We start from the raw sequence: 10,472 nt of genomic DNA, 5'->3' as shown, positions 1-10,472 counted from the left end.
GTCGCCGTCTCCGAAGGCGACACCGTGGCCGAAGGCGACCTCATCGTCGTCCTCGAAGCCATGAAAATGGAACAACCCCTCAACGCCCACCGCGCGGGCACCATCAAGGGGCTGAGCGCCGAGGTCGGCGCCTCGATCACCTCGGGCTCGGTCATCTGCGAGATCAAGGACTGACGCCGCGCACCAGGCCGGTTCGAGCGGGCCCCGGACGTCCACGGGACGGCCGGGGCCCGCGGCACGCTCAGCGTCTTACCACGTCCTGCGGGAAGGTCAGCTGTCCGCTCATCCAGCGCAGCGCCGTGGGCAGTTCGCGCCGCCAGGTGCGGAAGTTGTGGCTGCCCCGGTCCAGGATGATCGACTGGGCGCGCATCGGCGGCCGTACGGCGGCCAGGAACGACCGGGTCGCGCCGTAGTCCGGCTCGCCCCGCCGGCTGGAGGCCACCAGCACCGACACCTCCGGCCCCGGCAGGTGCCGCAGCCGCCACAGCAGATCGTGCTCCCGCATCCGCCGCCGCCCCGCCGGGCCGCCGCCGAACAGGTCCCCGGTGGTGGGGTCGTTGACCACGCGGTAGTCGGGCGAGAGCGCGACCGCCGCGGAGTAGACCCGCGGATGGCGCATGGCCAGCTGAAGCGCGCAGGTGCCGCCCGAGGAGTAGCCCAGGACGCCCCAGGCGCTGGGGTCATGGCCGATCCGGTAGTGGTGCGACAGCGCATCGGGCAGGTCCTCGGCGAAGTACGTCTCGGCCCGCGGCCCTCCGGGGACGTCCACGCACTGGGTGTCCCGCGGCGGGGCGATGGTGGGCCGGACCATCACGATGACGGCGGGCTGCGCCGTCCCCCGCCGGATCAGGTCGCCCGCGGTCTGCGGCACCCGCAGATGCTGGGCCAGCAGAAACGACCCGCCGGGGTAGCCGCTGATCGCGACGATGACGGGGAACCGCTGGCGGGCGTACGGGCGCTGGAAGTACTGCGGCGGCAGGAAGACGTACGCCGGGCCCGCGACCTGGCTGCGGCGGCCCAGGATCCGTACCGACTCCACCTTCCCGGTCCGCTCCGGCGGCCCGGCGGGCAGCCCGTGCACCCGGTCGAGCCCCTGCGGCGGCGCGGGCTGCACCAGGTCCCCGGCCGGTCCGTCGGGGGCCGCCTCGCCGCCGTGCACGTCCGAGAGGGCGGCCGGGGCCTCGTCACCCCCGCCCAGCAGCTCGTCCCAGGACCCGTAGAACTGGAAGTGGGCGTTGACCGCGAGCGCCAGCGCGGCGACCATCGCGCACTGGGTCACCGCCAGCGAGCCGAGCCGGCCCAGCCACGCCCGTACGCCCCGCCCGGCGAAGCGCGGCCACAGCCAGGCCGTGAGCGCGAAGCACACCACGGCGGCGGCGATCAGCACGTACTCCAGCGGTCGGCCGGTCAGCCCCATGGGCGTTGCCCGGCGCGGACGTTGATCCCCATCGTTTCCCCTCCTCGCGCGCCGAAGATGACAGTCTCCGTCACCTCGATGTCGCGTGATGGCATGCTTGACCTACCGGCAGGCACAGCAAGGCACAGCAGGGAGGACCGCGATGGCGACCGAGACAGCCCCGGCGCACACGCCACCGCTCCCCCGCCCCATGCGCGCCGACGCGCGCCGCAACTACGAGCGGCTGCTGGCCGAGGCGCACACCGCCTTCACCCAGCACGGCACCGACGCCTCGCTGGAGGACATCGCGCGCCGCGCGGGCGTCGGCATCGGCACGCTCTACCGGCACTTCCCCAACCGCACCGCGCTCATGGGCGCCGTCTTCCAGGGCGAGATGGACGCGCTGCTGACGCGCTCCCGCGAGCTGGCGAAGGCGCCCCAGCCGTGCACCGCCCTGGTCGACTGGCTGCGGGCGATCGTCCACCACGCCAGCACCTACCGCGGACTCGCCCAGGCCCTGATGGCGTGCTCGGGCGACGAGAGCTCGGAGCTGTCCCGCGGCTGCCGGCTGCCGCTGCGCGAGGCGGGCAGCGAACTGCTCGCCCGCGCCCAGCGGGCCGGGGCCGTACGGCCGGACGTGGTGATCGCCGACCTGATGCAGCTGACCAACGCCATCGCGCTGGCCGTCGAGCAGTCGCCGGACGACCCGGAGCTGGCGGACCGGCTGCTCGCCCTGACCTTCACCGGCCTCAAGGCGCACTAGAGGGGTGTCTCCCCGCACCGCGGGCCCGGTCAGCGGCGGCGCGGCGCCAGATCCGCCACCCGGCCACCGCCCGTCTGCTGCTCGGGCAGCGCGGCCGCGCTGCGCAGCTGGGCGGCGCCGCCGGGCCCCTGGGCGTGCGGATTGCGGCGCGGCCCGGGCAGCGGCAGCCCGTCCTCACCGGATCCGGCCCGCGGGGCCGATGAGCCCAGCCGCCCCGCCTGGCGGCCCGCGCCCGACGAGCCGCCGCCCTCGCCACCGGCCGGGCCGGACCCCGCGCCCGGCCCCGCCACCGCGATCTGCACGCCCTGGTCGGCCAGGGCCTGCAACTCGGTCAGCGCGCGGTCGTCCTGGGCGGGTGGCTCATCGGTCACCAGCCGCGTGATCACATCGGTGGGCACCGTCTGGAACATGGTGTCGGTGCCCAGCTTGGTGTGGTCGGCGAGCACCACCACCTCCGCCGCGGCCTGGACCAGCGCCCGGTCGACGCTGGCCGACAGCATGTTGGACGTGGACAGCCCGCGCTCGGCGGTCAGCCCGCTGCCGGACAGAAAGGCGCGCGAGACCCGCAGCCCCTGCAGGGACTGCTCGGCGCCGCTGCCGACCAGCGCGTAGTTGGAGCCGCGCAGGGTGCCGCCGGTCATCACGACCTCGACCCGGTTGGCATGCGCCAACGCCTGCGCGACGAGCAGGGAATTGGTGACCACGGTCAGCCCGGGGACCCGCGCGAGCCGGCGGGCCAGCTCCTGCGTGGTCGTACCGGCGCCGACCACGACGGCCTCGCCCTCTTCGACGAAACCGGCCGCGAGATCGGCGATCGCCGTCTTCTCCGCGGTCGCTAGATGGGATTTCTGCGGGAAGCCGGACTCCCTGGTGAATCCGCCCGGCAGCACCGCACCGCCGTGCCGGCGGTCGAGCAGTCCTTCTGCCTCCAGCGCCCGCACATCACGCCGTACGGTCACTTCGGAGGTCTGGACGACGCGGGCGAGCTCACGGAGCGACACCGCTCCGTTCGCACGCACCATTTCAAGGATCAATTGGCGACGTTCTGCAGCGAACACGAAACTGACAGTAACGCCAACGACTGTCTGTTTTCAGCAGCTTGCACTAATTAGCAGAAGTTGTTCATCTGCGCGGGCGCAAGCTGCTATAAGGGGCGCACCTCACACCCCGCCGAACCGTCCTGACTACCCTTCGGACGACTTGCGCGTGTGCAACTGCCGTGCCACCTCGGCGATCGAGCCGGACAGCGACGGGTACACGGTGAACGCCTTGGCGATCTGCTCGACCGTCAGGTTGTTGTCGACCGCCAGCGCGATGGGGTGGATCAGCTCGCTCGCGCGCGGCGCGACCACCACACCGCCCACCACGATGCCGGTGCCCGGACGGCAGAAGATCTTCACGAAGCCGTCCCGGATGCCCTGCATCTTCGCCCGCGGGTTGCGCAGCAGCGGCAGCTTCACCACCCGGGCGTCGATCTTCCCGGCATCCACATCGGCCTGCGAGTAGCCCACGGTGGCGATCTCGGGGTCGGTGAAGACGTTCGCCGACACCGTCTTCAGGTTCAGCGGCGTGACCGCGTCCCCCAGGAAGTGGTACATCGCGATCCGGCCCTGCATCGCCGCCACCGACGCCAGCGCGAACACCCCGGTGCAGTCACCGGCCGCGTACACGCCCGGCGCGCTGGTGCGCGACACCTTGTCGGTCAGGATGTGCCCGGACTCCTTCATCCGGACCCCGGCGTCCTCCAGGCCCATGTCCGCGGTGTTCGGGATCGAGCCCACGGCCATCAGACAGTGGCTGCCGGTGATGACCCGCCCGTCCGCGAGCGTGACCTCCACCCGGTCCCCCACGCGCTTGACCGCCGAGGCCCGCGACCGGGACATGACGTTCATCCCGCGCCGCCGGAAGACGTCCTCCAGCACCGCCGCCGCGTCCGGATCCTCACCCGGCAGCACCCGGTCCCGGCTGGAGACCAGCGTGACCTTGGAGCCCAGCGCCTGATACGCGCCCGCGAACTCGGCACCCGTGACACCGGACCCGACCACGATCAGCTCATCGGGCAGCTCATCGAGGTCGTACACCTGCGTCCAGTTCAGGATGCGCTCGCCGTCCGGCTGCGCGTCCGGGATCTCCCGCGGATGCGCGCCGGTCGACACCAGCACCGCGTCCGCGACCAGGGTCTCCTCGGAGCCGTCCGCCGCCCGGACGACCACCTTCCGCGATCCGTCCGGCCCCTGCGCGGGCTCCAGCCGCCCACGCCCCCGCATGACCCGCGCGCCGGCGCGCGTCACGGAGGCCGTGATGTCGTGCGACTGCGCGAGCGCCAGCCGCTTCACCCGCCGGTTGACCTTGCCCAGATCCACGCCCACCACCCGGGCCGCCTGCTCCAGCGGCGGGGTGTCATCGGCGACGATGATGCCCAACTCCTCGTACGAAGAGTCGAACGTCGTCATCACCTCAGCCGTGGCGATCAACGTCTTCGACGGCACGCAGTCGGTCAGCACCGACGCCCCGCCCAGACCGTCGCAGTCGACGACGGTCACCTCCGCACCGAGCTGAGCGGCGACCAGCGCCGCCTCGTAGCCGCCGGGTCCGCCACCAATGATCACGATCCGAGTCACATGCTCCATTGTCCCGTACCCACCCATTAGGCTTCCGCCCGGGGGTTCGAGTGCGCATTCCGCTACGAACCCGCCACCCCAAGAGCGCTTCCACCCCTCTCCCGTACCCTCTGATCCATGTCGCTCTACGCCGCGTACGCCGGCAACCTCGACGCGCGGCTGATGTCCCGCCGCGCACCGCACTCACCCCTGCGCGGCACAGGCTGGATCACCGGCTGGCGCCTGACCTTCGGCGGGGAGCAGATGGGCTGGGAAGGAGCCCTTCCCACCATCGTCGAAGCCCCGCGTTCGCAGGTCTTCGTCGCCCTCTACGACATCGCCCCCATGGACGAGGACTCCATGGACCGGTGGGAGGGCGTCGGCCTGGACATATACCGCCGCATGCGGATCCGCGTCCACACGCTGGACGGCGACGAACCCGCCTGGCTGTACGTCCTCAACGGCTACGAGGGCGGTCTGCCCTCCGCCCGCTACCTCGGCGAGATCGCCGACGCCGCCGAATCCGCCGGGGCGCCCCACGACTACGTCATGGAACTGCGCAAGCGCCCCTGCTGAGCGGATCCGCGTTCGGATGACAACGATCCGAACACCACCCACGAAGGCCGTCTACGCGCGTAGGCCAGGAGGGGCTACCCTCGTGCGCGTGAACGCATCTGTTACCAGGAACAGCCAGGGCGACCCCGCCGACCCCCACGCCGTCGCCGACGCCGCCGCCACGCGCCTGCGCGAGCTGACCGGGGCGGAGACCCACGACGTCGCCCTGGTCCTGGGCTCCGGCTGGGTCCCCGCCACCGACGCGCTCGGCAGCCCGGAGCACGAGTTCCCCGTCACCGAGCTGCCCGGCTTCCCGCCGCCCGCCGTCGCGGGCCACGCGGGCACCATCCGCTCGTACAACCTGGGCGACAAGCGGGCCCTCGTCTTCCTCGGCCGCACCCACTACTACGAAGGCCGCGGCGTCGCCGCCGTCGTCCACGGCGTCCGCACCGCCGTCGCCGCCGGCTGCAAGACCATCATCCTCACCAACGGCTGCGGCGGCCTCCGCGAAGGCATGCGCCCCGGCCAAGCGGTCCTCATCAGCGACCACATCAACCTCACCGCCACCTCCCCCATCGTGGGCGCCAACTTCGTCGACCTCACCGACCTCTACTCGCCCCGGCTGCGGGCCCTCTGCCAGCAGATCGACCCCACCCTGGAAGAGGGCGTCTACGCCCAGTTCCCCGGCCCGCACTACGAAACGCCCGCCGAGATCACCATGGCCCGCACCATAGGGGCCGACCTCGTCGGCATGTCCACCACCCTCGAAGCCATCGCGGCCCGCGAGGCGGGCGCCGAGGTCCTGGGCATCTCCCTGGTCACGAACCTCGCCGCGGGCATGACCGGCGAACCCCTCAACCACGAGGAGGTCCTCCAGGCCGGCCGCGACTCCGCCACCCGCATGGGCACGCTCCTGTCCCGGGTCCTGGACCGCCTCTGACGTTGGGGGCGCTGCCCCCAAACCCCCGCCGGGGCTCCGCCCCGGACCCCGGCGCCGAGGTGCGGCGGGTGGTGCCGGTGCGGGGCCTCCGGGGCAGGGTCCCGGACCGTATATTTACGGCGCCGGACCCGGAAGCGTGTCGTGAACGCCGAGCGATCGGCGCCACACATACACGTCAGCGTCCGAGACCCCACCCCTGCGACCCCGCCCCTACGCCCCGTCCGCGGCCGCCCGCCAGTGGCACCGGCCACGCCGGATCCCGGTTGCGCCCAGGAGCCCGCCATCGTGCCGTCGCGGCCGACCGCCATTCGCCGGGCAACCGTACGGCGGGAGGAGGCGGGGCCGCTCCCACCCCCGCCCGGCGCCCGCCACCGGGCGGGCCGAACCGGCGCGGGCCCGGGGCCACTTTCGGGGGGCCGCCGTACGGCGGGAGGGGGTGGGGTCGCAGGGGTGGGGTCCTGGACGCTGACGTGTATGTGTGGCGCCGTGGACTTCCGGCCCACCCAACGCTTCACGGCGGCGGCGCCGTAAATATACGGTCCAGGGCCCTGCCCCGGAGGCCCCGCACCCGCACCCACCACCCCAGCGACCGCGCACCACCCACCCACCCGCACCCAAACCCCGCACCCAAACCCCGCACCCAGCCACCGCACACCCGCACACCCGCACAACAACAGACCGCACCCCCCACCCAGGAGGCCCCCAATGGCGCTCGACCTCATCGACCAGGCCAGCACCTGGCTGGCCGAGGACCCCGACCCCGATACCCGCGACGAGTTGCGCGCGCTGCTCGACGCGGCCGAGGGGGGCGACGACGAGGCGCGGCGCGCGCTCGCCGAGCGCTTCTCCGGCACGCTTCAGTTCGGCACCGCGGGCCTCCGCGGCGAACTGGGCGCGGGACCCATGCGGATGAACCGCGCGGTCGTCATCCGCGCCGCCGCCGGTCTGGCCGCGTACCTCGGGCGGCAGCCGGACCACGCAGGCGGCCTCGTCGTCATCGGCTACGACGCCCGCTACAAGAGCGCGGACTTCGCCCGCGACACGGCCGCCGTCATGACGGGCGCCGGTTTCCGCGCGGCGCTGCTGCCCCGCCCGCTGCCGACGCCGGTGCTGGCGTTCGCGATCCGCCAGCTCGACGCGGTCGCGGGGATCGAGGTCACGGCGAGCCACAACCCGCCGCGGGACAACGGGTACAAGGTCTACCTGGGCGACGGTTCGCAGATCGTCCCGCCCGCCGACGCGGAGATCGCGGCGGAGATCGCGGCGGTCGGCGGCCTGGACGACGTGCGCCGCCCGGACGCCGGGTGGGAGACGCTGGACGACGGCATCCTCGACGCGTACCTGGCCCGCACCGACGCCGTGCTGACGCCCGGCTCGCCCCGTGACGCCCGCGTCGTCTACACGCCCCTGCACGGCGTGGGCCGCGAGACGTTGACGGCGGCGTTCGCCCGGGCGGGCTTCCCGGCGCCCACGGTGGTGCCGGAGCAGGCGGAACCCGACCCGGCGTTCCCGACGGTGGCGTTCCCGAATCCGGAGGAGCCGGGGGCGATGGACCTGGCGTTCGCGACGGCCCGCGAGGCGGCGCCCGACATCGTCATCGCGAACGACCCGGACGCGGACCGCTGCGCGGTGGCGGTTCCCGAGCCCGGGACGGGTACGAGGACGAACACCGGCTGGCGGATGCTGCGCGGCGACGAGGTGGGCGCGCTGCTCGCGACCCACCTCGTGCACAAGCGCGCCCGCGGCGCCTTCGCGACGACGATCGTGTCGTCGTCGCTGCTGTCGCGCATCGCGGGAGACGCGGGCCTGCCGTACGCCGAGACGCTGACCGGCTTCAAGTGGCTGGCCCGGGTGGACGGTATGCGGTACGCGTACGAGGAGGCGCTGGGCTACTGCGTGGACCCGGACGGCGTGCGCGACAAGGACGGGATCACGGCCGCGCTGCTGGTGGCGGAGCTGACGTCGGAGCTGAAGGGGCAGGGGCGTACGCTCACCGACCTGCTGGACGACATCGCCGTCGCGCACGGTCTGCACGCCACGGACCAGTTGTCCGTACGGGTCGAGGACCTGTCCCTGATCGCGGCGGCGATGCGGCGGCTGCGCGAGCAGCCCCCGGCCGAACTGGCGGGCCTGAAGGTCACGACGGCCGAGGATCTGACGCAGGGGACGGAGACCCTGCCTCCGACGGACGGCCTGCGCTATCAGCTCGCCGGGAAGGACACGGTCCGCTCGGCCCGCGTGATCGTCCGCCCGAGCGGCACGGAGCCGAAGCTGAAGTGCTACCTGGAGGTGGTCGTGGACGTGCCCGGCGCCGCGGACCTGCCCCCCGCCCGCGCGACGGCGGAAACGGTGCTGGCGGCCCTGAAGAACGACCTCTCGGCGGCGGCCGGGATCTGACGCCCCGCCCTCAGATCAGCAGCATGATCACCAGCAGCACCGCCCCGGCCAGGGTGGGCGCGATGACCTCGAACGCCCAGCGCACCTCGGGCTCGCCCTGCGCGCCGTCGCGGGCCGCGTTGGACTCGGCCAGTTCGCGCAGATCGCCGATGGTCTGGTCGGCCTGGGCGCGGCGGTCCGCCGTCGCGCCCGGGCCGGAGGCGCCGGGCGTACGGCCGAAGGAGCCCGCCGCCGCGTCGCGGCTCTGCTGCCGGGCGGCCCGCTTGCGCTGCCGCAGCGAGACGGGGACGGCCCACAGCTGGTACGTCGCGCCGCCCGCCAGCACTTCGCTGGTGTAGCCCGCGCGCAGGGTGTCGACGGAGCCCCAGGGGAGGGTGATGGTGCGGAAGGGGTTGCGTACGAGAAGCCGGTCCGCGCCCGCGTACACCGCCGGGCGCACGGTGAAGGCGATCACCACGGGCACCGCGAACAGCAGCCCGGCGAGGGCGAGCCACGGGGTGCGGCCCTCGCCGCGCAGGATGGCGTCGATGCCGAGCCAGCCGCCGAGTCCGAGCAGCAGCACGCCGCCCACGATGCCGCCCGGGGAGCGGTAGACGCGGTCGGCGTACGAGGTGGGCTCCTCGTCGGGCTGCGAAGGGTGGGCGGGGTCGTCCGGGCTCGTCATGGGGCCGATTGTGCCGCACGGTCCGTCCCCTTGGGCCTCGGGATCAACACGGAACGAGCACGATCGGGCCCGGGCCGGGCCTTGATCCGGCCCGGGCCCGATCAAGGCCGGGGGGTGACATACCGCTACGCGCGTAGATATGCTCAGGTGGTGACCATGCCCACCACTGTTCCCGCATACGGCAAAGAGGCCGCGGAGCGACTGGCGTCGATGGCGGACGTGACCGCCACCGACAGCGCGCTGCGCCGCTTCCTGCACGGCCTGCCGGGCGTCGACGCGGTTGGCCTGCAGGCCCGTGCCGCGACCCTCGGCACCCGCTCGATCAAGACCACGGCGAAGGCGTACGCCATCGACCTGGCGATCTCGATGATCGACCTGACGACCCTGGAGGGCGCGGACACCCCGGGCAAGGTCCGGGCGCTGTGCGCGAAGGGGATCAGCCCCGACCCCACCGACCGCTCCGTCCCGAAGGTCGCGGCGATCTGCGTCTACGGCGACATGGTGGCGACCGCGAAGGAGGCCCTGGGCGGCAGCGGCATCCATGTGGCGGCCGTGGCGACCGCGTTCCCGTCCGGCCGGGCGGCCCGCTCCGTGAAGCTGGCCGACACCCGGGAGGCGGTGGCCGCCGGGGCGGACGAGATCGACATGGTGATCGACCGCGGGGCGTTCCTCTCCGGCCGCTATCTGGAGGTCTTCGAGGAGATCCGGCAGGTGAAGGAGGCGTGCGTCCGCCCGGACGGCAGCGCCGCGCACCTCAAGGTCATCTTCGAGACCGGCGAGCTGCAGACGTACGACAACGTGCGCCGCGCGTCCTGGCTGGCGATGCTCGCGGGCGCCGACTTCATCAAGACGTCGACCGGCAAGGTGTCCGTCAACGCCACGCCGCCGGTCACCCTCGTCCTCCTGGAGGCGGTCCGGGACTTCCGCGCCGCGACCGGGGTGCAGGTGGGGGTGAAGCCCGCCGGTGGCATCCGTACCTCGAAGGACGCCATCAAGTACCTGGTGATGGTCAATGAGACGCTGGGCGAGGAGTGGCTGTCCGCGGACTGGTTCCGCTTCGGCGCGTCGAGTCTGCTGAACGATCTGCTGATGCAGCGCCAGAAGCTGAGCACCGGCCGGTACTCCGGTCCCGACTACGTGACGGTGGACTGATACGC

The 10,472-nt window shown here is 73.0% G+C and carries 10 protein-coding genes; 6 read left to right on the top strand and 4 right to left on the bottom strand.

Translation table 11 applies throughout. The features are described from left to right. The coding region (locus ACFZCY_RS35490; protein WP_391182875.1) for a biotin/lipoyl-containing protein at window positions 1-174 on the top strand (174 nt) is incomplete at its 5' end. A 67-nt stretch (window positions 175-241) separates the two neighbouring features. Here the strand turns inward: ACFZCY_RS35490 and ACFZCY_RS35485 are convergent. Continuing rightward, window positions 242-1,417: an alpha/beta hydrolase-fold protein gene (locus ACFZCY_RS35485; RefSeq protein WP_391182844.1), complete on the bottom strand. Its 1,176-nt coding sequence runs from the start codon at window positions 1,415-1,417 to the stop codon at window positions 242-244. A gap of 142 nt (window positions 1,418-1,559) precedes the next feature. On the opposite strand from ACFZCY_RS35485, the gene ACFZCY_RS35480 reads away from it, so the two are divergent. Then, complete coding sequence (locus ACFZCY_RS35480; RefSeq protein WP_391182841.1) at window positions 1,560-2,159, top strand: TetR family transcriptional regulator; 600 nt, start codon at window positions 1,560-1,562, stop codon at window positions 2,157-2,159. 29 nt (window positions 2,160-2,188) lie between these two features. Here the strand turns inward: ACFZCY_RS35480 and ACFZCY_RS35475 are convergent, their stop codons facing one another. Both ACFZCY_RS35475 and ACFZCY_RS35470 read right to left on the bottom strand, forming a co-directional pair. Next, the gene (locus ACFZCY_RS35475) at window positions 2,189-3,181 is read right to left on the bottom strand and encodes a DeoR family transcriptional regulator (RefSeq protein ID WP_391182839.1); all 993 of its coding nucleotides are present in this window, start codon (window positions 3,179-3,181) and stop codon (window positions 2,189-2,191) included. Between the two features lie 162 nt (window positions 3,182-3,343). Further along, window positions 3,344-4,789: an NAD(P)H-quinone dehydrogenase gene (locus ACFZCY_RS35470; RefSeq protein ID WP_391182836.1), complete on the bottom strand. Its 1,446-nt coding sequence runs from the start codon at window positions 4,787-4,789 to the stop codon at window positions 3,344-3,346. Window positions 4,790-4,897: 108 nt separating this feature from the next. Between ACFZCY_RS35470 and ACFZCY_RS35465 the strand changes: the two genes are divergently transcribed. The 3 genes from ACFZCY_RS35465 (at window position 4,898) to ACFZCY_RS35455 (ending at window position 8,651) form a co-directional block, all read left to right on the top strand. Then, window positions 4,898-5,335, top strand: a complete 438-nt coding sequence (locus ACFZCY_RS35465) for a gamma-glutamylcyclotransferase (RefSeq protein ID WP_055547017.1) — start codon at window positions 4,898-4,900, stop codon at window positions 5,333-5,335. Between the two features lie 82 nt (window positions 5,336-5,417). After that, window positions 5,418-6,254 carry a purine-nucleoside phosphorylase gene (locus ACFZCY_RS35460; RefSeq protein WP_391182833.1) on the top strand — a complete coding sequence of 279 codons (837 nt, stop codon included), beginning with the start codon at window positions 5,418-5,420 and terminating at the stop codon, window positions 6,252-6,254. Window positions 6,255-6,959: 705 nt separating this feature from the next. Further along, window positions 6,960-8,651: a phospho-sugar mutase gene (locus tag ACFZCY_RS35455; RefSeq protein ID WP_391182830.1), complete on the top strand. Its 1,692-nt coding sequence runs from the start codon at window positions 6,960-6,962 to the stop codon at window positions 8,649-8,651. Window positions 8,652-8,661: 10 nt separating this feature from the next. Here the strand turns inward: ACFZCY_RS35455 and ACFZCY_RS35450 are convergent, their stop codons facing one another. Next, window positions 8,662-9,315, bottom strand: a complete 654-nt coding sequence (locus ACFZCY_RS35450) for a PH domain-containing protein (protein ID WP_391182827.1) — start codon at window positions 9,313-9,315, stop codon at window positions 8,662-8,664. A 156-nt stretch (window positions 9,316-9,471) separates the two neighbouring features. Between ACFZCY_RS35450 and deoC the strand changes: the two genes are divergently transcribed. After that, the gene (gene deoC / locus ACFZCY_RS35445) at window positions 9,472-10,467 is read left to right on the top strand and encodes a deoxyribose-phosphate aldolase (RefSeq protein WP_391182824.1); all 996 of its coding nucleotides are present in this window, start codon (window positions 9,472-9,474) and stop codon (window positions 10,465-10,467) included. Window positions 10,468-10,472: the final 5 nt, after the last annotated feature.

This window comes from Streptomyces sp. NPDC007983 (assembly GCF_042958345.1).
GTDB lineage: Bacteria > Actinomycetota > Actinomycetes > Streptomycetales > Streptomycetaceae > Streptomyces.
Note: the sequence above shows the minus strand (reverse complement) of the source record. Positions and strands in the feature narration are given on the sequence as shown.